The following is a 22,805-nucleotide window of genomic DNA, read 5'->3' on the forward strand; positions in this document are numbered from 1 at the left end:
GGTCGAGGAAGACTTCGACGCTGCCGCCGGGGCTGTCGGCGGGCAGGTCCAGGAAGGTCGCGGCCGGCGGCCCCGCAGCGGGTCTCACCAGGGGGGCTCATCGGCCGGCTCTTGCCGATGTCAGCGACGAGCGTCAGTCCGCCTTTTCCGGTCGCATCACGGAAAGGGGGTGATAGACGTGCAGGATCCTGGTCAGCAACCGGTCCAGAAGGCGGATCGGCCGAAGTCAAGGCGTCGCCGCTGGGTGCTCTTGCGGCGCCAACTCAAGGCTGTGGCCTTGGTGGCGTAGTTCGTTCTGGTCGCCGTACGGTGTGCGTACGTGATCAAGTCATGGCTGTCCTGACCAGGGTGTGACGGTGGGGGCCCGCCAAGCGGGCCCCACCTTGCATCCATGTCTCGCCCGGACGGGACATGCTGTTGCTTGGAGGCTGCACAGGTCCCGTCCTCGATATGGACGACATTTGAGAGCCTATCATTCGCATTTCGCGACCCTGCTGTTCTTTCGTAGCTGGATGGCACTCTGCTGCCGATCGACCGCATCGCCGCGGACCATCCCTTCTGCTCCGGCAAGCACAAGAAGCACGGGATGAACGTGCAGGTCCTGGCCGATCCCTCCGGCCGGCTGCTGTGGGCCTCACCTGCCCTGCCCGGTGCCGTGCACGATGTCCGGGCCGCCTGTGAGCACGGCATCATCGCCGCTCTCGCGGACGCCCAGGTCACCTGCTGGGCAGACAAGGGCTACCGAGGCGCCGGGAGCACGGTCCGCGTCCCGTACCGGGGCCGGCGGGAGACGCTGTCCGCGGGCCAGAAGGCCGTCAACCGGTCCCACGCGAAGGTCCGGGCCCTCATCGAACAGGCCGTCGCCCCCTCAAGTCCTGGCGGCTCCTCCGCAAACTGCGGTGCTCGACCACACGCATCACGCGCCTCGTCCGAGCTGTCCTCTGCCTGCATCTGACCAGCTCAGACTGAGGATGGAAAACGCTCAGTGTCGGACCGCACGAAAGACTTCAGTAGTGCACGATTCATTTCAGTACACGGTTCAGTACCGCAGCGAAGATTTCAGTGCTGCGGCCTCTGAGGCGAGGCTGGCAACCATCCGGCCGTGCTCGATTGTCCTTCGGATATGCCACACCCCAGCCCCGGACCATCCCCCACTCCGCCTGGCTGGCCGCACTGTGGCCACGGCGCCACCGCGGAGGATCCCGTCGGCTGCCGCGGCATCCACGTCCCCAGCCACACCGCACGCCTCGCTCACCTGGCCGGCCTGACCCTCGGCACCGACATCGACCACAGCGCTACCCCCTTCACCGAACCCCTCCTCAACGCTCTCCGCGACCCCGCCTCGGACTCACCCGGTTCGAGGCGGCAACCTTCCAGGGCGACGCCAGGTTCGAACACACGATTCTCGAGCGGGCGGCCAGTCTCGGTCTGTTGGTGTGCGCCGGGCGGGTGCAGTTGTCCGGGGCGGTGTTCGGCGGCCCGGTGACCCTCCCGTTAGCCGCGCACAGCCTGGAGTGCCGGTCGGCGGACCCGCTGGTCGTCAGCGCCGTTTGTCAACAAACGTGCTGACTTGCCAACTAGCTTGCGTTGTCACAGCCGGTTCGGCGGGGCCGGGGAGTTGCGCGTCCTCGGACTCTGTCCACAGGTTCATCTTTCTACGTTCGCCGCTGATCGCCCTTCCGTGTGCGTGCGGGAGCGGGTGAAGAGCCGAACGTGGAAGGGGATGTGGGCCGTGGCGCAGACCAAGTTCGACAAGCAGCTCGAAGACGGCCTGGAGCAGGGGGCCATAGCTTTCGGTCGGTTCGTCAGCGGGGCTCCGCTGGACGGTGAGCCGAGACCGCCGGGCGGTCTGCCGCGGTGGGGGATTGCCCTGTTGAGGCTGGTGTTCTTGGCCTGGGCGGGCTGGGCGGCGTGGATGTGGTGGTGGATCGAGGACCACGACCGCGTGATCCGGGTGTCCGTCGTGGCTGCGGCCGTGGCCGTGCCGGTGGTGGTGATCGCCGCGATCCGCGGGCGCGGCCGTCGCCGGCACATGCGGTCCCTGGTCGTCCCGATGTCGATGGCCTTGAAGGACCTGCTCTCCGGGTGGGACGACCATCAGCGGCTGCGCGCCCTCACCATCCCGATCGACCGCTCCTTCGTCGCGGTGCGTCTCCCCGACGGCTGGCACGATCCGGGCGGCTTCAAGGACCAGATGCGTGAGCTGGTCCAGGACCGGATGGGCGGGCTGTGGGCGGGGGAGTGGAACCTCAAGGACCATCCGTTCAACGTCGTGTTCACCCCGCAGAAGCCGAAGCCCAAGCTGGAGCCGCCGGAGAAGGTCGACTTCTTCAGCGACGTTGTGCAGGAGGCGATCGCCGCGTGCGAGCCGGGGCAGCTCGTGCTCGGCATCGACGAGCGACAACGTCCGGTAATCAAGGAAATGACCGGCGAAACCGCGATGTGGGCCCTTTCGGTCGGTTCGGGTGGAGGTAAGTCTTCGTTCCTCCAGATGATCATTACGCAGCTCGTGCGGCAGCGCGCGACGGTCATCGGTATCGACGTGAAGATGGCGTCCATCAACTGCTTCGAGGGTGTGGAAGGCGTGCACCTCTATACCGACCCAGGAAACATCGGGGACATGCGGTCCGCGATTTCCTGGGCGGCCCGCGAGGTGGAGGCCCGGAACTACGTGAAGAAGACCAATCCGCGAAAGAACTTCGACCGGCTCACCCTCATCCTTGAAGAGGGCAACGAATTCGGCGACGCGTCGAAGGAATGGTGGAACGAGAACAAGGAGAAGGGCGAACCGGCCAGCGACCCCATCTGGGGCGACATCGCGTCCATCATGCGTATGGGCCGGCACGTCAACGTCACGATCATCGGCGTCTTCCAGGACCTGCGGGAAGCAGCGGTCGGCTCCCGCGGCCTGCGCAACATGTTCCGGATGATCCTGATGGGCAACTTCAACGCGAACCAGTGGAAGATGATCGTCAACACGACGCCTGTGCCGGAGTCCGTCGACCGGGCCGGCCGCATGATGATCATCGAAGGCAACCGCCGGGTCTGGATCCAGGTCCCGTACGCGGACCCGGAGGACTTCCGCGCCCACAGCATGGAGCTGCGCAAGCAGTTCGGCTACAGCACCGAGGACCTGTACGGTGCGCCGCCGGCCCGCAGCCCGCAGCGGCTGCCGTCCTTGCTGCAGAAGTCCACGCCGCTGTTCACCAAGGAGTCCGCAGCGGAGGGCATAGCCGCAGGCCAGGAGAGTGACGGAGGGACGGCGCCGTCGGTGAGCACGGTCAAGGACGCGCCGGCCCTGGAAGCGACCGGGGCCCAGGACGGCGTGACCGAGACCGCCCAGGAGGTCGAACTGCTGCCGCTGGCGGAGATCTCCCGGAGGCTCGCGAGCACGGGGATCGAGGTGAGCGCCGAGCTGATGCGCCAGCACAAGCGGCGCCGGAAAAACTTCCCCACCGGCCAGGTCGTCGACGGCAGGGAACTGTTCACCCTGGCCGACCTCGCCCAGTACTACGGGCCCGAGGAGGACGAGAAGCCCGCCGGCCTCGACGAGGACGACGCTGCAGAGGCCGGCCAGGACGCCCTCGACGAGCAGGCCGGCGACGGCGACGACTGAGCGCGGCACGCATAGGCACCTTGAAGGGGGCCACGGGATTTCCCGTGGCCCCCTTCTTTGCTCCCTGCAGCCACGCGGTGGCCCCTTCCAAGGGCGGCGGCCGCAAAGTCGCCGGAACTTATCCACAGGTCATCGCTTTTACGTTTCCCGTGTGAGCTTTCCGCGAAAAGCGTGAGGCCGTATGGCGATCCGTCATGCCCTTATGCGCGGAGGTCGGGTATTGCGAATTGGCCGAGGAGTGCGGGATGAGTGCGCTGCGGAAGATGCTGAATCTTCCACCGAAAGAGCCCAAGGGCGGTGAAGAGGAAAGCACGGCGGCCGCCGACGTCTCGGTGGAGCCGACGCTCCCGGAGGCCGGGAAGGACAGGACGCCGTCTCGGGCGCCGGCCGCGCTCGGCTGGGCGGAAGAGGAGGAGTCCTCGGGACGCTCGGCGGCACGCAAGGCGGGCCGAGTGGCGATCTGGCTGGTCATCGGACTGGCCGCGTTCACCGGCGTGCGAACGTGGATCTTCCCCGCCAAGCCGCCGGCCCCCATCGAGCAGGCGGACCCCCAGGCCGAGGCGAGGAAGAACAACGTGCCCGAAGCCGAGGCACAGCAGGTCGCCGCCCGCTTCGCCCGCTCGTACCTGACCTGGAACGCGGCCGACCCCGACGCCCGGGCGAAGGAGCTCGAGGCGGACCTCGCCAAGGGGATCGACCCGAAGCTCGGCTGGAACGGCGCCGGCGTCCAGCTGGTGGCGCAGACCATCCCGGGCACCGTCACCCAGGTCGGCGGAAAGCGGGCCCGCGTCCGCGTCGACGTCCGCGTGAGCGTCGTGACCGGCAGCGGCAACAAGACGCGGACCGCGACGAGCTGGCGCGGCCTGGAGGTTCCCGTCGCGCAGGGCAAGGGCCGTGTCGTGGTCACCGGCGAGCCCGCGATGGTCGGCATGCCGACCGCCGCCGAGTACAAGGCGCCCGACGTTCCCGAGGCCGACTCCCAGCTCTCCGTGCTGACGCGCGAGACGGTCGCCGACTTCCTGAAGTCCTGGGCTGCCGGCGACGCGGACCAGGCGGCCGCGCCCGGCGCCGACATCCAGCCGCTCGGCCCCGGACTCGCCCTCGACACCCTCGACACCTGGGTCGTCGATGCCGGCAGCGGCGACAAGCGCGTCGGCACGGCGACCGTGCGCTGGAAGCTCGGCGGCGCCCAGATCCAGCAGACCTACCAGATCACCCTCACCAAGGTCTCGGCCAGCAGCGCGAGCCGCTGGCAGGTCGAGGCGGTCACCGCGAAGACCGCGTAGCCGCACCCGCCCCTCGCCGCGGCACAGCCCCGGGCCCGCCCGTCCGGCCGGCTCAGCACATCCTTCCCCACCAACCCAAGGAGTGGATCACCCATGGGCGGAGACAACGCGCTCGTTTCATGGATTCTCGCCATCGTCGGCTCCCTCTTCGTCGCCGTCCTGGCCGTCCGCGGCTTCGGGCACTGGATGAAGAAGGAATGGGGCGCCCTGATCAGCCACATCGTCGGCGGCGCCGTCGTCGCCGTGATGATCTTCACCCCCACGCAGGCCGTCAACATCCTCAAGTTCGTCGGCGCCAAGATCGCCACGGTCTTCACGGGCTGAGGCGGCGGCGATGCGAACCTCCAGCACGTACACCCGGCACTGGGACCTGGAGACCCGGCAGCACGAGCTGCTGGGCCTGGACCTGGGCGAGGGGCTGCCGCGGACCACTCTGCGCTACGGCGCCGTGATCTTCCCGCTGTGGTGGGGCGCCTGGCTGCTGCTCTTCGGGTTCCCCCTCAAGCCGCTGATCCCGCTGTTCCTGCTGCCGCCGCTCTTCCTCACCTACTACGGGGCGAAACGTTCGGCCACGTACTGGCGGCGGACCAACCTTCTGCTCTGGGGGGTGCGGCTGAACTACCTCAACCACGGGGTGCGCCCGGTCATCGGCCGCGGCCGCATCCCCCCGCCGAAGGTCGGTCTGCGGCTGCGCGCGCAGCGGCTGGGCGAACGCGCCCCGCAGCTCGCCGAGATGCCGGCCTTCTCCTCCTACTTCACCACCGACGGCGACCACCCGGACGCCGCCGAGTCCTGCGGGAAGCCCGCCCACCTGCGGCCTCGCCTGCGCATGTACGGCCCCGACGCCGTCGCCAGGGCCCGCAGCAAGACCGCCAAGCGGCGCCGCAGCGCCGCCCGGCACGCACCGAAGGGCAGCAGCTGATGACCGACCAGACCTCCATCCCGATCCAGGCCCTGCGCAAGACGGTGCGCCTGGCCGACCCGCACACCCTGCCCGCGCTCAACGCCGCCCGTACCCCGCTGCTCGGCCTTGCCGACGGCGACCAGCCGGTCCACCTCCACACCGGCGCCGCGCACGCCCTGGTCGCCACCGGCGCCGGCGGCGGCACCACCACCCTGCTGCGGTCGCTGACCGCGCAGGCCCTCGCGCTCGGCGCGAGCGTCGACCTCGTCGACCCGGGCGGCACCGGCCACCACTGGGCCCGCGACCTGCCCGGCGTGCGCTACCTGTCGCGGATCGCAGAGATCCACGACCATCTGCTGCTCAACGTCGCCGCCCTGCAGGACGGCACCGGCGAATGGGACGGCAGTTGGCGCGGCCGCCGCGTCATGGTGATCGAGCACCTGGGCACCGTCGCCTACGGGCTGCGCGAGTACTGGTCCCAGACCCGGCCGGAGACGCAGCTGGAGGAGGCGCCCGGCGTCGAGGCGCTCGGTGTCCTTCTCGGCGCCGGCCCCGCCTTCGGCATCCAGGTCTTCGCCGGCAACCCCCGCGTCGGCCTGCCGGGCCTGGGCGCCGTCCCCGTCAAGGACGTCTTCCCGACCCGGATCCTCGCCTACGGCGGCGCCGCGCTGTGGCAGCGCGTCGCCCCCGAGGTGTGGTCCATCCCGCCCTACTCCCTCATCCCGGGCCGCATGCACGTCGTCGCCGACCAGAAAGTGACCGCGTTCCAGGCCCTCTACCTCAGCGACGTCGAAGCCCGCGCCCTGGCCCGCGGCGTCATCGAGACGGGTGAGGCGGCATGAGGTTCCTCACCCGACTCGCCCGGCCGACACCCGGCACGCTGCCTGCGCCCGGGTCGAGCGTTCCGGTGGACGTGCAGCTCACCAGCGGGGCCGGCCGTACGGCCGCCCGCGCAAGCGAGCACCCGCTGATCGGACTCGACGCCGAGGGCAACGGTGTCTACCTCACCCCCGGTGACGGGCACGTCCTGACCGTCGCCCCGCCCGGCACCGGAACCACCGAGCTCCTGCGCACCCTGGGCGTGCAGGCTCTGGCCGCCGGCCACCACCTCGACATCCTCGACGTCCACCACGTCGAACATGCCTGGGCCCGCGCACTGGAGCGCGTCACCTACGTCGACGATCCCGTCCAGCTGCACCGGCACCTGCTCGGTCTCGCGCACCAGGCCCGCAACCGGGCCATGCAGGGCCGGCCGGGCCCCCGGCGACTGCTGCTGGTGGAGAGTGACGGCACGACCACGGCGCTGCTGGACCACCAGGCGGACCCGCGGCCCAATGGGGTGGCGCTGGACGCGCTCACCGCGATCTTGGCCCACGGCCGTCCGGCCGGCATCCAGGTCGTCCTCGCCTGCCGGGAACTGCCCGGCGGGCTCCGGCACCTGACGCGGGACCTGTTCTCCACCCGCCTGCTGAACGCGCCGAGCGAACGCACCTGGATCAGCGCCGGACTCTCCGGCCGGCCCCGGCCGGCCGGCCCCGTGCCGCGCCCCGGGTTGTGGCATCACGTCACCCGCGACGGCGCCCACCGCTTCGTCCAGGCCGCCCGCATCAGCGAGCACGACGCCGCCGACTTCGCCCGCCTCGCGGCCCGCACCCCGAAGGAGTCCCACCGATGAGCACCACCACGAAGGCGGCGAAGAAGTCCGCGTCCAAGTTCGGCCGGCTGCTCGGCCTGGGTGCCGAGCGCCTGATGAAGGAACCGCAGCTGGTGGCCATCGCCGACGGCCTGGTCGTCACCGACGTCGCCGCAGAGGCCTGGTTCACCCTCTCCTCCTCCAACACGGACCTGATGCCCGAGGACCGCCAGGACATGGAGCAGGACGCGGCCGCCCTCGCGCTCGCCAAGGTCCTGCCGGGCTACGAATGCCACCTCAAGGTGATCTGGGCGCGCCTGGACGGTGAGGACTACCGCGAGGAAGCGCGGCAGATCTTCACGGCCGGCGATGTCGAGGCGGTCGCCGACATGTGGGCCCGCCGCCTGGACACCCTCGACCTGCCCCAGCGGCACATCCTGCTCGGCATACGCCTGGTCGAGCGCGACTCCGCGGCCAACGCCACCGTCAAGAACGGTGTGGCCGGCGCGCTCGGCGTCGGCCACACCGGACTGGACGACACCGAACTCGCCCACCTCGACGGACTGGCCCGCAGGATGGAGCGGCGCCTGGAGGCCACCCCCTGGCGCGCGCGGATCGCGCCGGCGGAACTGCTGGCCTGGGCCGTCTCCCGCGAGAGCTTCCGCCCGCAGCCGGCCCCGCCCCACCTGCCCACCATCAGCGGTGCCTCCCTGGTCCGCCTGACCCAGTCCAAGGCGATCCCCCACGCGGACCACATGAGGCTGATGGACGCCCGCGGTGAGACAGCGGCCTGGGTCAGCGTGCTGGCGATGCCCGCCTTCCCCGAGCAGCTCGTCACCCCCGGCGAGCAGGAGTGGCTGCGCTGCCTCTCCGAGATCACCTACTCCCATCCGGAAACGGGCGATGACGCCCTGGTCTGCCCCGAGGCGAGCGTGCGGTTCACGGTGTGGACGAAGGGCCACGCGATCAAGTCCGTGGACAAGCAGCGCCAGTCCGCGAAGGAGCAGCGCCGCTCGGCGGCCGAAGGGTCGGCCGGCGAGACGTTCGCGGAGACCGAAGAGACCGAAGCGGTGATGGAGGACCTGCGCCGGCAGATGTCCCGCGACGGCATGACGCTGCTGGAGGACCACCCGCGGATCATCGTCTCCTCCACCGAGTCCCTCGAGGACCTGCGCGCCCGCACGGATGCGGTCATCGCCCACTACGCGGGCCTGTCCATCGACGTCACCGTCGCCTCCGAGGAGCAGCGGGAGCTGTGGCTGGAGGCGCAGATCGGCGACATGCTCCGGGTGCTGGACCTGGGCCACATCCGCACGACCGACGCTCTCGCCGCCAGCATGTTCTGGGGCGGCTCGGAGGCCGGGGACGACGAGGGGCCGATCGCCGGGCTGCTCACCGGCACCACCCCGGGGGTGTGCCGCATCGACATCACCGCCGGCAGCGCCCGCGGTGACGCCACCACCACCGCTTTCGTCGGAAGGTCGGGCCGCGGCAAGACGACGAGCATGATGCTCGCGACGCTGATCGCCGGCCTCAAGGGCGCCTTCAGCCTGATGTTGGGCTTCAAGGGTGACGAAGCCGGCCTGGTGAAGGCCGGCGAGTACCTCGGCCTGGACTCGCATCACGTCACCTGCGGTGTCGACACCCCGGCCGTCGCCGACGTCTTCCGGCTCCTGCCCAAGGGCGACGCCGCGCTCCAGGTCGTCTCGCAACTGCTGATCATCCTGCCGGAGCGGATGCGCGAAGCCGGCGTGGAGACACACCTGCTGCGGGCCTGCAACGCCGTCGCCCAGCACGAGGACGCGGCGACCTGGCGGGTCATCGAGTACCTGCAGGCCAGCAGCGACCCGCTCGCCGTCGAGGCCGGCGACGCCCTCGCGGAGCTGTCGCGTACCCAGCTCGGCGCACCGCTGCTCGGCAACCCCCACGACGGCGCCTCGCCCCTGCGCCCCGAGCCGGGCCTGTGGCTGGTCCAGGTGCCCGGCCTGACGATGCCACAGGCCGGCACCCGCCCCGGCGAGATGACGATGACCGAGCGGGTCTCCCTCGCGCTGATGCGCGGCCTGATCGCGTACGCGCTCAACACCTCCGCCCGCCCTGACCTGCGCAATCTCCCCAAGGTCGTGGCCATCCCGGAGGTGCACGTCCTCACCGGCACCGACGACGGCCGACGTTTCATCGACTACATCGCCCGTACCGGACGAGCCCTGGACACCTCCCTCGCGATCGACACCCAGGACCCCAAGTCCCTGCTCGGCATGGACGGCGTACTGGAGGCCATCACGACGGTCTGCGCCTTCGAGCAGAGCACCCGCTCCCAGCAGGACGCGATGGCCGAGCTGCTGCGTCTGCCCGTCTCGGACAGCACCCGGGCCCTGATCCACGGCGTCGGCAAGGACGCGCACGGCGACATCCGCCACGGCCACTGCATCGTGCGCGACCGCCGCGACCGGGTGGCGACCATGCAGTGGGACGCCCCCTCCTACGAGCTGCTGCGCGCACTGTCCACCAACCCCAAGGACCAGGCCAAGGACCACGAGGACGCCCTGAAGGACGCCGTGGACCTGGAGAAGTTCCCCGGCGCCGAGTCCGCGGACTCTGTCCACAACCCGCCGCAGGAAGGGTCGGAAGTCGCATGACCCCCACCCGCAGCGGGCAGGCCGACGCCGCCTGCTCACCAAGGAGGCAGCCCGCCGTGACCCCACGACAGCGCACCCTGACCACCACGGTCGCGGCCTGCGCGGCGCTCGGCACGCTCAGCGCCTGCGGAAGCGACCCCACCAGGCCGCGCGGCACACCCGCCGAACGCGCCACCAGCACCGCCACCGCCTACATGACCGGCCTGGCGAACGGGACGGCCAGCCCGGAGACGATGTGCGAGCTGGCGACGACGACCAACCGTCCCAGCTTCCCCGACGACGGAGGCACCCTGGCCGGCTGCATCACGGCCCACCAGAACGCCTTCCGCAACCGGCAGCCCAACAACGCACCGGCGACCGTCACCGTCGCCCGCCTGCGCGACGTGCCCGCCACCGCCACCCAGCCCGCGGGCAAGGAAGCCCTGGTCACCGTCCGCAAGTGCGGCCCGACCCCCTGGAGTTACCTGCTGCGCCTGACCGAGGAAGACGGCCACTGGCGCGTGGCCCGGCTCGACGAGGCCGGCCACGCCCCCGCCGAACCCGCCGGGAACCCGGTGGCCCAGACACTGGAGCGGGCGGCATGAAGGACCTGCTGAAACGACTCCGCAGCGCGGCGGTCCGGCTCCGGCTCGCCCTCCCGCGCCTGCGTACCCTGCTGATCCCCACAGCCGGCATCCTGGCCACCCTCGGCGTCCTCGCCCCGGCCGCGGCCGCCGACGACACCGACAAGTACAAGCCCGGCGGCATCGGCGACATGATGCCGTCCCCCTTCAAACCCCCAGGCCAGGGCACCCTTTTCGAGTCCTTCAGCCCCGGGGTGTACCAGCTCGACAAGCAGCTCTCCGACGACCTGACCGGCGGCGACCTCATCGACGGCTGGCTCCACGGCTTCGGCAACACGCTGTTGGACGTCCTCATCGACATAGGCCGGGCCGCCGTGGTGGTGGTCGGCTGGTGCTTCAGCGTGGTCAGCCTCCCCGAGATTGAGAACGCCATCTCCCGGGCGATCGGCGCCGCGGCCGGCCCCATGATGACCACCTTCCTGCCCACCGCCGTCGCCGTCGGCGGATTCGTCGCCTGGGCCAAGAAGTCGGAATCCTCCCCGATGGGGCAGATCGCCTGGGTCGCCGCGTCCGCAGCGATCGCCACGACCTTCCTGGTCGCGCCCTCGACATGGGTCAAGGGCATCGACAACGGACGCCAGTTGGGCGCATCGGTCGCCATGACGACGATCGGCGCCGGCCTGACCGGCAACGAAGACGCCGCCATGCCCTTCAAGACCCCCACCCCGAAGTGGTCGGACAACGAGAAGGACAACACCGTCCGCAAGGCCGCCGACGCCGTGTGGCGCACGTACGTCGCGACACCCTGGTGCATCGCGGACCTCGGGTCCGTCAACGCATGCCAGAAGTGGGGCTACGAAGTCGTCAAGCGCGGCACCGACATGGACGCGCGCGAGGACTACCTCTCCTCCACCCTCGACGACGAAACGGTCGGAAAGGAAGCCGTCCAGTGGCGCCAGGGCCACACCCCCGGCGGTCGGATCGGCGTCCTCATCGCCGCCATCGTCGCCTGCGCCATCTTCTGCGCCCTCGCCCTGACCCTGGCCTTCACCACGCTGGCCAGCCTCATCGGCGCGCTGATGCTGCTGGTCTGCGGCGTCGCCTTCGCCACCCTCTGGTGCATCCCCGGAAAGCCGAGGCAGTGGGGGGTGCAGTGGTTCGAAATGCTGATCGGCCTGGTGATGGTGAGCTTCACCGCGACCATGCTCCTCGGCTCGGTCATGGTGGTCAGCGTCGCGTTGATGTCGCTGCTGCCCACCTACGGCTGGCTCATGGTCAGCTGCCTCAACATCTGCGCAGCCGCGATGGCCTTCAAGGTCAAGGGCCGCCTCGACGGCATCGTCAGCGCCGGCGGCGCCCAGATGGCCGGGCGCGGAGTGCTCAACACGCTGGGCCGGATGGCCTCCGCACGCCGCCTGCGCAACGCGGTCAGCGGCCGTCGACGGGGCCGCTTCGGCGGCATGGCCCGCCGCCCCGCACCCGACAGACACGGCGGCGGGCGAGGCAGCAGGGGACGCAGCGACGACGACAGCACGAGCGGTTCGTCCAACACCGGCGACGTCCGCAGCCGCCCCAGCCGCACCATCCCGCCGCCGCCGAGCTACCCGCCCACCGCGCACCGGCCCGGGCAGGCCCGGCCGGGCCTGCCCGGCGGGCCGAGCGGACCCACCGGCCCCGCCGGCACCGGCCCCGGCACTCCGGGCGGACCCGCAGGACGGCGCACCCGCCCCGGACCGCCCCGCCGCCCCACCGGCCCCGGACACACCGGCCGGGCAGGGACCACCGCGGGCGGATACACCGTGCGGCCCGGCGCGCCCCGCCACACCGGAGTACCGCCGGCCAACCCGTCCCACCGGCCCACCACGATCCAGGGCACCGTCATCAACCGGCCGGCCAACCCGACCGGAGCGAGGTTCCGCACGTATCCGCCGCCGGCCAGCCCGCGGCCACCGCGCACACCCGGCCGCCCGCCCGGCAGCGGCGCCCTGCCCGCCAGCGGCACCCGCAACGGACCCCCGAGGCCGAACCGGAGTTCCTGAGCCCTCCTGACCGGCACCGCCCTACCTACCTGCACGTGACCCCCGGGGCCGTCCCGCCGCACCCGGCAGCGGGACCGCCCCGGGGCCATCCCGCCATGCCCGCATACACCCATGCCCTGCCTGTACGGAGCCCTCTGTGACGCACGAGAACGACCCCCGCAGCCCTGACGCCGACTCCGCCCCGTCCCGCAGGAAGCCCAGCCGGGCCCCGGTCCCGCAGACCGCCGCCGAGTGGCGCGAACTGCTGGCCCGAGAGGAACTCCCGCCCGAGATAGACGAGTTGCGCGGACGAAGGCGCCGCAAGGCCAAGCGCCGGTGGCGCTCGGCCCACCGCGACGCGCGCACCGAGTGGATCCGCGAGAAACGCAAGAAGACCCCGACCCCGACAGCCATTCCGGTCATCGCGCTGATCGTGGCCGCTGCCGTCGCCGGTGCCGCCTGGCTGTGGCCCGACCAGAGGGACGCCGACACCGCGAAGCCCCAGACGACCCCGACCGTCGACGCCCTCCAGGCCGCGCCGAGCACCTCGCCCACCCCCACAGCGAGCGCACCCGCCGTGGCCGACAACCCGACAGCCGTCGCCAAGGCCTTCGTCACCGCCTACACCACCCGCCGCCCGCTTCAGGACGGCAGCCACAAGGCGGCCGTCGAACGGGCCGCCCCCTACGCCTCGACCCCGCTCGTTCAGAACCTGGAGCGTCACGACGACCGCGACTTCAACCAGCTGGTGGCCGCCCAGGCCACCGAGGCCACGCCCACCAAGGTCGACATCGGCCAGCCCAGCGCCAAGGACCGGCCCGCCCCGGACACATCGGTCCGGGTGTACCTGCAGGCCGACGTCACCCTCGACGTCAAGGCCACTGACCCCTACAGCTACACCCGCCACCTGACCATCGAGGTCGCGCGCGCGGACGCCGCCTCCCGCTGGATGGTCACCCGCGTCCTTGGGCTGAAGGAGTAGCCGTGGACGAGCGGGACCTCATGCGCGGTGCCCTCAAGGCCACCGGAATCGTCAAACAGGGCGCGCAGCTCAAGTACGGCGCCATCGCCATGATCATCTTTATCGTCGGCCTGGTCCTGCTCGGCATGTTCTTCCCCGCCGGTCAGGCCAGAGCCGCCGACTGCGAAGACACCGGGCCCGGCACCGCGGACGCCTCCGCCGTCTCGGGCACCGATGGATCCGGCGCCCAGGCCACCGGCACCCTGCACGAGCAGCAGGTCGGGTACGCCAAGGAGATCGACCAAGTTGCCAAGAAGGCCAAACTGCCCGGCCGCGCCACCCTCATCGCGCTCATGACCGCGATGCAGGAGAGCACGTTGCAGAACCTGGACCACGGCCACGCCGACAGCCTCGGCCTGTTCCAGCAGCGCCCCTCCATGGGCTGGGGCACCAAGCAGCAGATCATGACGCCGAGCTACGCCGCCGAGTCGTTCTTCCTCGGCCGCGGCACCAACGACGGCCTGGCCGACATCAAGGGCTGGGACAAGCTCCCCCTCGGCGACGCCGCCCAGAAAGTCCAGAAGTCCGCCCACCCCGAGCTGTACGCCGGGCACGAGACCGCGATGCGCAAGCTCGCCAAGGACGCCGGCATCAACCTCGAACGCGACGGCTCCACCACCGGCGGCTCCAGCAGCACCGGCAACGACACCACGCCCGTCACCAGCGACAACGACAACTGCGGCGTGACGAAGCCGGGCACCGGCGGTGCCGGCGGCAGCGCCGGCGGCAAGTTCACCGACGGCAAGCAGACCTGGAAGCTGAACAACCCCCGCAGCGTCGAGGAGGCGATCGCCTGGGCGAAGAAGAACTCCGGCTCCGGATCCTCCAAGCAGTGGTACCAGCGCTGCCTCGCCTTCACCGCGATCGTCTACGGCTGGAACTTCAGCGGCGTCAACTACGCCATCGACCACTACAGCGTCGTGCCCAAGTCCATGCAGCACGACGGTGACCGGCACCCCCCGGCCGGGGCCCTCATGTACTGGGACACCGGCCACCGGGCCGGCCACATCGCCGTCTACCTCGGTGACGGCAAGGTTGCCTCGAACGACATCTTGAGGCCCGGCTACATCGACGTCGTCGACGCCGAGTTGTTCGAGACCAAGTGGGGCGCGAAGTACATCGGCTGGACACCGCCCGTCTTCCCCCGCGCCGGATAGCCACCACCGCCGCGACGAGCAACGAGTCCTCCCCGGCCGGGTGTACGCACCCGGCCGGGGAGGCGCCCTTCCCACGGGCCTCTTCCGCCCGGCACGCACTGCGCTCCGCCTGCGCGAAGGGCGCCACCACCTGCGGGCGGCCCGAACCACCCGCCCATGACCACCAGCCTCCTCATGCACCGCCCGCCGCGCCCTGCCGGCCGAACCGCCCGCTACCGCGACGTCCTGACCATCCCCCACGTCCCCCGCCTCCTGGCAGGCGCGGTCATCGGCCACCTGCCCGTCGCGGTGGACCCGCTGGCGCTCCTGATCGCCGTCCGCGCCGACGGTGGCAGCCTGCGCCTGGCCAGCGTCCTCGCCGCCGCGTACGGACTGACCGCCGCGATCGGACAGCCGCTATGGGGGCGCCTGCTGGACCGGCACGGCCACCTCCTCGCTCTCGGCGTCACCTCCCTCGCGTCCGCCGCGGCCTTCCTGGCGCTGGTCACCCTCCGCCCGGCCGCCCATCCGGTCCCCGCAGCGCTTCTCGCATCGGCCGCCGGCCTGTGCACGCCGCCCCTGGAAGCTGCGCTCCGCGTGCTGTGGGCGTACGTCGTCAACGACGCGGACGAACGCCGAGCCGCGCTGGCCCTCGACGCCTGCGCCCAGAAGGTCGTCTTCATCGGCGGGCCCCTGCTCGTCCTCGCCCTCGACATCCTGACCGGCACCGCCCTGGTCCTCACCGCCACCGCCGTGACCGGACTGGCCGGCACCGCCCTGTTCCTCTCCGCGTGACCGGCCCGCACCTGGCAGCCGGTACCCACCCGCGCGCACTGGTTCGGCCCGATCCGCAGCGCGGGACTGCGCGCTGGCGGCCGCCCTCTTCGGCGCAGGCATCACGCTGGGCGCCCTGAACGTGGTGGCGGTGGCAGCAGCCGAATGCCACCCCGCCGACTACCTCGCTACGGCGGTCCCCGCCGCGCTCGCCGTCGGCAGCCTGACCGGCGCACTCCACTACGGCCGTCGGCGCTGGCCGGGAGCCCCGACATGCCAACTCCTGCTTCTCGCGGGCGGGCTCCTCCTCGGCGTTCTGCCCATGTTCGCCGCCCCTGCCCGGACTGTTCCTCGCGCCGCTCCTGGTCACCAGCTTCCACGCACTCGACGACCTCGTGCGCCGAACTCCCTCGCCGAGGCGTCCGCCTGGCTGATCGCCTGTCTGGGACTGAGGCAAACCGCCGGAACCTGCCCTCGTCCCCGGCCCCTTCACCCGTCGCGGCCGCGGCCGTCTCAGCCGCAGGCGCAGCGGCCGGTTGCCTGCTGCTGTGGATTACCCGGCACCGCCTCGCACCCCGCCCCCGGGCGGCCATCGCCTCACCAGCACCGCAGGCCGAACCGAGATGAACCCGACACTCCACGCACACCGCAGGCTCCGCCGCCGCAGGCCCCATGAATGTCCGGCTCCCGCCCGGCACAGGGGCGAGGGCGTCGTGCCCTGCCTTCCAACCCGCCACAACAAACATCCCCATATGTGACGTAATGGAGCAAAACCCTCAGTCGGTGCGGGAATCGCGCGGACTCCATCCACAGGCCGACCACGGGATGCTCACTGCTCACCACCGGCCGGTGACCAACTGCGCTACGCGCTCGTCGAGAACCGACTTGCCGAGCGCCTCCGACTCTTCCCGCTTCCACGTGAGGACGCCATGCCCCTCGTCATGCTCGCGCGGGCCCACCGCCAACTCCCGCGCCGTCACCGAAGCACGCCCCGCCCCCGCGCGAGCCGAACACGCCCGGCCGCGCGCAACCTCGCCCGTCAGGAGGCGAGATGACGACCGCGCCCACAGCCATTCAGGCTCCCGCGGCGGCAGCGGACCGGCGTCTGCTCACCGGCGTGTTCGCCGCCCTCGGCATCATCATGGCCGTCTGGGGCGCCCGGATGCCCGCGGTCCAGGCCGCGGCCCACCTCAGCGCCGGCCAGCTCGCCGTCGTCCTGCTTGCCGCGGCCGCCGGCATGGTCGCCGGCCTCCAGGTCGGAGGCCGCCTGGCCGCCCGGCACGGGCCGTCCCGCCTGCTCGTCGGGCCGACGATCGCCTTCGGCGGGTCCCTCGTACTGCTCGGGCAGTGCACCACCCTGCCGACGCTGGTCCTGGGCGCGGCAGTGTTCGGCTGCACCCACGGCCTCCTCGACGTCGGCGCCAACGCATCGGCCGTCAACTGCCAGAGCGCCTACCGGCGACCGATCATGTCCGGACTGCACGCCGCCTACTCGATCGGCGCGCTCGCCGGCGCCGCGCTGGTGGTCGCCACCACCTGGATGCCGTACCGCCTGCTCTTCTCCCTGGTCGGCGCCGCCACCGCCCTCGCCGCCCTCGCCGCGCACCGCGCCGTACGCGCCGCGCAGAGCTTCGACGACATCACCGGCACCGTGCCCGCGGCGGACCGCGCCCAGCCCACCCCCGCCCGCGTCCGCATCTGGCTGCTCGGCGCGATGGCGGCGGCCTGCCTCCTCGCCGAGGGCGCCGCCGCAGACTGGTCCGCCGTCCACCTGCGCTCACTGCACGCCTCCGAAGCCACCGCCGCTGCCGCGTACGCGGTATACAGCGGCGCCATGGCCATCGGCCGGCTGTTCGGAGACCGGCTCACTTCGCGCTTCGGCGCCTCCGTCACCGTCCGGGGCGGCGCGGCTCTGGCCGCCGTCGGCCTCGGCGCCGGCGTCGCCATCGGCTCACCGGCAAGCGCGCTGCTCGGCTGGATGGCCATCGGTCTCGGCCTGTCCACGGCCGTCCCCTCCCTCATCAGCGCCGCCGGGCACGGAGGACCGCGCGCTGTCGGCACCGTCGCCGCCACCGGCTACCTCGGACTGCTCGCCGGACCTGCCGCGATTGGCGGACTCGCCTCCCTCAGCACCCTGCCCGCGGCTTTCACGCTGCCCGTCGTCCTGGCCGCCTGCGTCGCACTGACCGCCCACCGAGCTCTGGAGCAACGATGACCACCACCGCGTCGACCGTACACCCCGACCGACTCGAGGCCGCGATCCTCGACTACAACGGTGTCCTCGGCGTCCAGCCGGACCTCACCCACTGGAAGGCCCTGGCCGAACTCGCCGGGTGGGCACCGCAGGACGTCAAGGCGTTCCAGAAGGCGTTCTGGCAGCGGCGCACGGCCTACGACGAGGGCACCATCACCAGCGAGGTCTTCTGGGCCGGCCTGCTCCGCGGTGGCCTCGTCGCCCCGCCGGGCAGTCCTCTGCTGGCGGCGCTGACCCACGCCGACACCCAGATGTGGACCACCGTCGACCCAGCCGTCCTGGCCGCCCTCCACGCTGCGCACCGCGCCGGTACGCCCCTCGTGCTGCTGTCCAACGCACCCTTGCCCCTGGCCGCCGCGCTCGACGCCACCGACTGGTGCACCACCTTGTTCACCAAGACCGTGTACTCCGCGCGTATCGGCGTGAACAAGCCGCACCGCCGCGCCTACGAGGTGGCGCTCGCCGCGGCAGGGTGGCCCGCCCCGGAACGGACGCTGTTCGCCGACGACCGGGCCGACAACGTCGAAGCGGCGGCCTCCCTCGGGCTTCGTGGACACCACTACACCGGCGACGCGGGCGAGCTCGCCCGACAACTCACCCAGCCGACCGGACAGCCGGCCGGACACCCCTGAAATCTGCGGACTCTGTCCACAGGCCGCCGATCCGAAGATCGATTCACCCAGCAGGCACCGTGCCTCGGCACCTGAAGCGCTGCCCGCGCGGACCTGCCACGCCACAACAGGAGACTGATCTCTTCCATGCGTAAGACCCGCACACGCGTGCTGCGGCGCGTCGTGACCACCGCGGCGCTCGTTGCCGCCTCGGGGGCCTTTGCCGCCCCGACCGCGTTGGCCGCCACCGACTCACCCGCGCCCAAGGCGTCCGTCTCCACGGACGACGATGCCTCCCTCGCGCTGAAGGTGGAGGCCTCAGCCACCGCCGACACCCCGAGCCCCGGCCCGACCGGCGAGCCGGGTACGGACCCGACCGAGCCGGGGACCGACCCCACCGGCCCGCCCACGACGGTCCCGACCGAGCCGGGGACGGACCCGACCGACCCGCCGCCGACGGTCCCGACCGACCCGACGGACCCGACCGACCCGCCGCCGACGGTCCCGACCGACCCGACGGACCCGACCGACCCGCCGCCGACGGACCCGACGGACCCGACCGACCCGACGGACCCGACCGACCCGACGGACCCGACCGACCCGCCGCCGACCAACCCGACCGACCCGACCGACCCGCCCACGACGGACCCGGGAACCGACCCGACCACCGAGCCGTCGCCGGGCCCGATCTCGGGGAGCGGCGGCTCCGGCACGGGTGAGTCCGGCAAGGACGGCCACGACCAGGGCGGCTCGGACAACACCCCTAAGGGCGGCGTCACCGAGCAGATCAGCGCCAGCGACACCATCACGCCCGCCGGGAGCCTCGCGCACACCGGCGCGGACGGAAACAGGACGCTGGCCCTCGCCGCCGGCGGACTGCTCGCCGCCGGCCTGACGACCGCGGGCGCCGTCGGCTACGGCAAGCGTCGCGCCGAGCGCCGGCCCGTCGACCAGACCTGACGGCCCCCCGCCGGAGCACGCACCAGCGCTCCGGCCCCGGCGGCCCGCAACGACGGGCCGCCGGGATAACCACCGCGTGAAGGGATCTTGCACGCCATGCCCGCGCTCAAGAGCTTCGCCACCGTCGCGCTGTCCGTCTCCTTGCTGGCCGACGACGCCGCCGCGCTCGCCCCGACCGCGTCAGCCGCCAGCAGCGACTGCTCGACCTACGACCAGGGCGCGGAAGCCGACGGCATCAACTTCCGTACCGGGCCGTCGACGTCGTACAAGTCCAAGGGCCTGGTCTGCAACAGGGACCAGCTCGCCCTCTACTGCAAGAGCGGCTCCTGGTACAAGGCCAAGATCACCAAGCGGTCCAAGGGCGGCCTGCCCGCGGCACGTACGGCTGGATACGCCAGGACATGATCAAGTTCCACCTCGCCGGCTAGTCCCGGCCGCCGTCTCGCCCCCCACGCCCCGCCTGCGTGCCACGCACCGCAAGGTCGCGGACCCCCTCACCCCACGCCCTGTGAAAGGCACCTCGTCATGACCACGCTCACCCCTGCTGCCACCGGGCTGACCGCACTGCTGGAGCAGCGCCAGCGACCGGCCCTCGGGGCGTTCTTGCCCGCCGGCTTCCCCAACTGGACGGCAGGGGTCGAGACCCTGCGCGCCTTCATCCGCCACGGTGCCGACTTCCTCGAGGTCGGTGTCCCGCACCGCGCCCCGAGCCTGGACGGTCCGGACATCCGAGCCGCCCACGCAAAGGCCCTGAGCCAGGGCGCGCGCATGGCGCACGTCTTCTCCACCATCCGCCTGGCCGCCTCCAGCACCGGCGTGCCCGTGGTCGCGATGAGCTACTGGTCGTCCGTCCTGAACTTCGACGGTCCTGTCCGTTTCGCCCAGGATCTCGCCCAGGCCGGCGCCGCCGGCGCCATGATTCCCGACCTGCCCGTCTCGGCCGCCGGGGAGTGGATCGACGCCGCCCGCGCGGCCGGCATCCACACCCCGCAGTTCGCCCCGCGCGACGCCGGCGACGAGCAGCTGGCCGCGATCGCCGAGATCGCCTCCGGCTGGATCTACGCCCCGGCGGTCTCCGCCCCCACGGGCTACCAGGGCGACCTGGACCTCCCGGCCCTGCGCGACTTCACCGCGCGCCTGCGCGCGCACTCCCCCCTTCCCGTGGTCGGCGGCATCGGCATCTCGACCCCGCAGCTCGCCGAGCAGGTGGCGCCGTTCGTGGATGGGGCAGTGATCGGCTCCCCGCTCATCCGGCCGCTGCTGCGGTGCCCGGCACCGGCAGGACTGGACAGCGCAGTCGAACAGGTCAGGGCCTTCGCGCACGCCCTGCACACACCCGCCTCATCCTGCCCGCTCCCCGCGTGACCGCCACGGGATGCCGCGTCCACGGCCCCCCGGATCGAGAGAAGGTACCGCTGAGTTGAACCGCACCACCTCCCGCGCGGCGCTGGCCGGCCTCGCCCTCGTCGCCACTCTGAGCGGCTGTTCCACCCTGGCCGGCCAGGGCGCCGATGACGACGCCCATGCCGCTCCGGCTCCTGCCGCGAGCGCCCGGCACGCCCTGGCCCAGCTCACCGTCAAGGGTCCCGCCCCGATGACCGGGTACGACCGCGAAGCGAAGTTCGGTCCCGCCTGGTCGGACACCACCCTCGCCCCCGGAAGCGGGAATCTGTGCGATACCCGCAACGACGTCCTGCGCCGCGACCTGCAGCGCATCACGTTCAGGGGAACCTCGCGGTGCGTCGTCGCCACCGGCACCCTCGCCGACCCCTACACCGGCAAGAGCATCCACTTCGTCCGCGGCCCGCACAGCGCGAGCGTGCAAATCGACCATGCCGTCGCGCTCGGCGCGAGCTGGCGCACCGGCGCCGCCGAACTCTCCCAGCAGCAACGGGAGGCCCTGAGCAACGACCCCTTGAACCTCATCGCCGCCTCGGGACCGGCGAACGCCGCGAAGTCCGACGGCGACGCGGCGACCTGGCTGCCGCCGAACAAAGGGTTTCGCTGCCCGTACGTAGCACGGCAGATCGCTGTCAAGACCAAGTACCACCTATGGGTCACCCCGTTCGAAAAGGCCGCGATGAACCAGGTCCTGGCCCGCTGCCCCGACCAGCCGCTGCCCACCGACACCAGCACGGGCGTTGCCCTGCCGGACGTGAAGTAAGGAGACGCCGTGGCCATCCCGCGCCACACCCCGCCGCGCCGCACGGAGGGAGCCGCGCGCCGACCTCGACCCGCCCCTCTGTCCCCCCACCCCGAATGGCGCGCCCAGCACCTGTTCGTCGAGCCCCGCTACCCCGGCCCCACCACGCCAGCGGACGACGACGCCGACGACGAGGCGGTGCCGGTCTCCGCCGAGCCGCCGGTCTTCCGGCCGCGCCGCCGCCCCCACCGCCCCTGACCGACCCCGATGTCGCCGACGTGGAGCCGCCCCAGGTCGGCTCCCCGGCCCCCTCGACGCCTGGAGCCTCACCGCGCCGCACTGAACCGGAGATTACATGTCCAGCATCAACATCCCGCCGAGACCCTCCTCGTCCGCACACTGGTCCCCGTCCGCCGTGCCACCCGTCCTCGCCGCCGTCGGCGACGGACGCCAGCCGCCCCAGTCCGCCGGCCGCGGCTTCCGCGTCCTTCGCGCGCTTCTGAGCCTGGGCGCCGACCAGGAGCACCAGCTCGCCGACATCGCCCGCGCCGCCGGGTTGCAGCCCTCGCACGCCTCCAAGCTCCTCAAGGCCGCCGCCCTGGAACGCCTCGTCGAGCACGGCGCCCGCCGCGGGGCCTACCGCATCACCCGCGAGGCAGCGCCGCTCCTTTCGAACCCCGTCGGCGCGCGTACCTCCACTCCGGCAATCCACCATGTCGTCGGCGACCTGCAGGAGGAAACCGGCCTCGCGGTGGCCTGGCACGATCTGCACTTCCGGCCCGGACTCGGCCTGCATCTCACGCTCGTCGACCTGGTCTGCCCCCGCCCGGAGCTGCGCGCCGCTGCCGCGCAGCAGGACGACGACCTCCGTATGACCGCCGCCGGGCGCGCCGCGCTCGCCTACGCTCCCGCCGAGCTCGCCGTCAACGCCGAGGACCGTGTGCTCGCGCTGCCGTCCGCGACGCTGGAGACCATCCGCGCCGCCCGTATCGCGCTGCGCCGATGTTTCGGCGTGTGCACCCTGTCCACGCCCATCATGCGCGGCCCCCACCTGGTCGCCGTCCTCAGCGTCACCGGCGCCGACGAGCTGTTCCACGAACCGCTGCGGGCGCAGGAGTTCGCGGTCCTGCTGCGCCGGGCGGCCGCTCGGGCTGCCGGCCCGGACCCCGGCCGGCAGCCGGTCCCCGCACCCGTCCAGCGCATCACCTGATCTCCTCCGCCGCTGAACTGCCCAAAGGACACCTCGC

General features: G+C 71.9%; 20 protein-coding genes and 1 pseudogene. All 21 read left to right on the forward strand.

Features of this window, described 5'->3' with window-relative positions; translation table 11 throughout:
- Nucleotides 1-508 precede the first annotated feature (508 nt).
- Nucleotides 509-969 (forward strand): annotated as a pseudogene (locus tag ACFYOJ_RS26535) (transposase family protein); the annotation flags it as partial.
- 763 nt (nt 970-1,732) lie between these two features.
- On the forward strand, nt 1,733-3,616 hold the full coding sequence (locus ACFYOJ_RS26540; protein WP_356558726.1) for a hypothetical protein: 1,884 nt from the start codon (nt 1,733-1,735) through the stop codon (nt 3,614-3,616).
- A gap of 245 nt (nt 3,617-3,861) precedes the next feature.
- The gene (locus tag ACFYOJ_RS26545) at nt 3,862-4,902 is read left to right on the forward strand and encodes a conjugal transfer protein (RefSeq protein WP_356558725.1); all 1,041 of its coding nucleotides are present in this window, start codon (nt 3,862-3,864) and stop codon (nt 4,900-4,902) included.
- A gap of 93 nt (nt 4,903-4,995) precedes the next feature.
- Complete coding sequence (locus ACFYOJ_RS26550; RefSeq protein ID WP_210977805.1) at nt 4,996-5,226, forward strand: hypothetical protein; 231 nt, start codon at nt 4,996-4,998, stop codon at nt 5,224-5,226.
- A 10-nt stretch (nt 5,227-5,236) separates the two neighbouring features.
- A complete protein-coding gene (locus ACFYOJ_RS26555) occupies nt 5,237-5,824 on the forward strand; it encodes a hypothetical protein (RefSeq protein WP_356558724.1) in 588 nt (195 codons plus the stop codon).
- Nucleotides 5,824-6,648, forward strand: coding sequence for a cell division protein FtsK (locus ACFYOJ_RS26560; protein WP_356558723.1), 825 nt, complete (start codon nt 5,824-5,826; stop codon nt 6,646-6,648). The genes ACFYOJ_RS26555 and ACFYOJ_RS26560 overlap by 1 nt, the downstream gene beginning before the upstream one ends.
- Nucleotides 6,645-7,481, forward strand: a complete 837-nt coding sequence (locus tag ACFYOJ_RS26565; protein ID WP_356558722.1) for a hypothetical protein — start codon at nt 6,645-6,647, stop codon at nt 7,479-7,481. Before ACFYOJ_RS26560 ends, ACFYOJ_RS26565 begins: the two co-directional genes overlap by 4 nt.
- On the forward strand, nt 7,478-10,078 hold the full coding sequence (locus ACFYOJ_RS26570; RefSeq protein WP_356558721.1) for an ATP-binding protein: 2,601 nt from the start codon (nt 7,478-7,480) through the stop codon (nt 10,076-10,078). Before ACFYOJ_RS26565 ends, ACFYOJ_RS26570 begins: the two co-directional genes overlap by 4 nt.
- Before the next feature lie 56 nt (nt 10,079-10,134).
- Nucleotides 10,135-10,662: a hypothetical protein gene (locus ACFYOJ_RS26575; RefSeq protein WP_356558720.1), complete on the forward strand. Its 528-nt coding sequence runs from the start codon at nt 10,135-10,137 to the stop codon at nt 10,660-10,662.
- Nucleotides 10,659-12,680, forward strand: a complete 2,022-nt coding sequence (locus ACFYOJ_RS26580; RefSeq protein WP_388598030.1) for a hypothetical protein — start codon at nt 10,659-10,661, stop codon at nt 12,678-12,680. Before ACFYOJ_RS26575 ends, ACFYOJ_RS26580 begins: the two co-directional genes overlap by 4 nt.
- A 136-nt stretch (nt 12,681-12,816) precedes the next feature.
- Nucleotides 12,817-13,641, forward strand: a complete 825-nt coding sequence (locus ACFYOJ_RS26585) for a hypothetical protein (protein WP_356559540.1) — start codon at nt 12,817-12,819, stop codon at nt 13,639-13,641.
- Between the two features lie 2 nt (nt 13,642-13,643).
- Complete coding sequence (locus ACFYOJ_RS26590) at nt 13,644-14,837, forward strand: peptidase M23 (protein ID WP_388598032.1); 1,194 nt, start codon at nt 13,644-13,646, stop codon at nt 14,835-14,837.
- A gap of 156 nt (nt 14,838-14,993) precedes the next feature.
- Nucleotides 14,994-15,611, forward strand: coding sequence for an MFS transporter (locus tag ACFYOJ_RS26595; RefSeq protein ID WP_356559502.1), 618 nt, complete (start codon nt 14,994-14,996; stop codon nt 15,609-15,611).
- A 1,030-nt stretch (nt 15,612-16,641) separates the two neighbouring features.
- Entirely contained in the window at nt 16,642-17,805 is a 1,164-nt protein-coding gene (locus tag ACFYOJ_RS26600) for an MFS transporter (protein ID WP_388598034.1), read from the forward strand.
- Nucleotides 17,802-18,476 (forward strand): HAD-IA family hydrolase, encoded by a 675-nt coding sequence (locus ACFYOJ_RS26605; RefSeq protein ID WP_356559031.1) that lies wholly within the window; start codon nt 17,802-17,804, stop codon nt 18,474-18,476. Before ACFYOJ_RS26600 ends, ACFYOJ_RS26605 begins: the two co-directional genes overlap by 4 nt.
- A gap of 126 nt (nt 18,477-18,602) precedes the next feature.
- Nucleotides 18,603-19,415: a hypothetical protein gene (locus tag ACFYOJ_RS26610; RefSeq protein ID WP_356559029.1), complete on the forward strand. Its 813-nt coding sequence runs from the start codon at nt 18,603-18,605 to the stop codon at nt 19,413-19,415.
- Between the two features lie 96 nt (nt 19,416-19,511).
- Nucleotides 19,512-19,820, forward strand: a complete 309-nt coding sequence (locus tag ACFYOJ_RS26615) for a hypothetical protein (protein WP_356559027.1) — start codon at nt 19,512-19,514, stop codon at nt 19,818-19,820.
- A gap of 120 nt (nt 19,821-19,940) precedes the next feature.
- On the forward strand, nt 19,941-20,780 hold the full coding sequence (gene trpA, locus ACFYOJ_RS26620) for a tryptophan synthase subunit alpha (protein ID WP_356559025.1): 840 nt from the start codon (nt 19,941-19,943) through the stop codon (nt 20,778-20,780).
- A 55-nt stretch (nt 20,781-20,835) separates the two neighbouring features.
- Nucleotides 20,836-21,579: an HNH endonuclease family protein gene (locus tag ACFYOJ_RS26625; protein WP_356559023.1), complete on the forward strand. Its 744-nt coding sequence runs from the start codon at nt 20,836-20,838 to the stop codon at nt 21,577-21,579.
- 9 nt (nt 21,580-21,588) lie between these two features.
- Complete coding sequence (locus tag ACFYOJ_RS26630) at nt 21,589-21,816, forward strand: hypothetical protein (RefSeq protein ID WP_356559022.1); 228 nt, start codon at nt 21,589-21,591, stop codon at nt 21,814-21,816.
- A 97-nt stretch (nt 21,817-21,913) separates the two neighbouring features.
- On the forward strand, nt 21,914-22,768 hold the full coding sequence (locus tag ACFYOJ_RS26635) for a hypothetical protein (protein WP_356559020.1): 855 nt from the start codon (nt 21,914-21,916) through the stop codon (nt 22,766-22,768).
- Nucleotides 22,769-22,805: the final 37 nt, after the last annotated feature.

The sequence above is a fragment of the Streptomyces sp. NPDC006384 genome, from assembly GCF_042870695.1.
Lineage (GTDB): Bacteria > Actinomycetota > Actinomycetes > Streptomycetales > Streptomycetaceae > Streptomyces.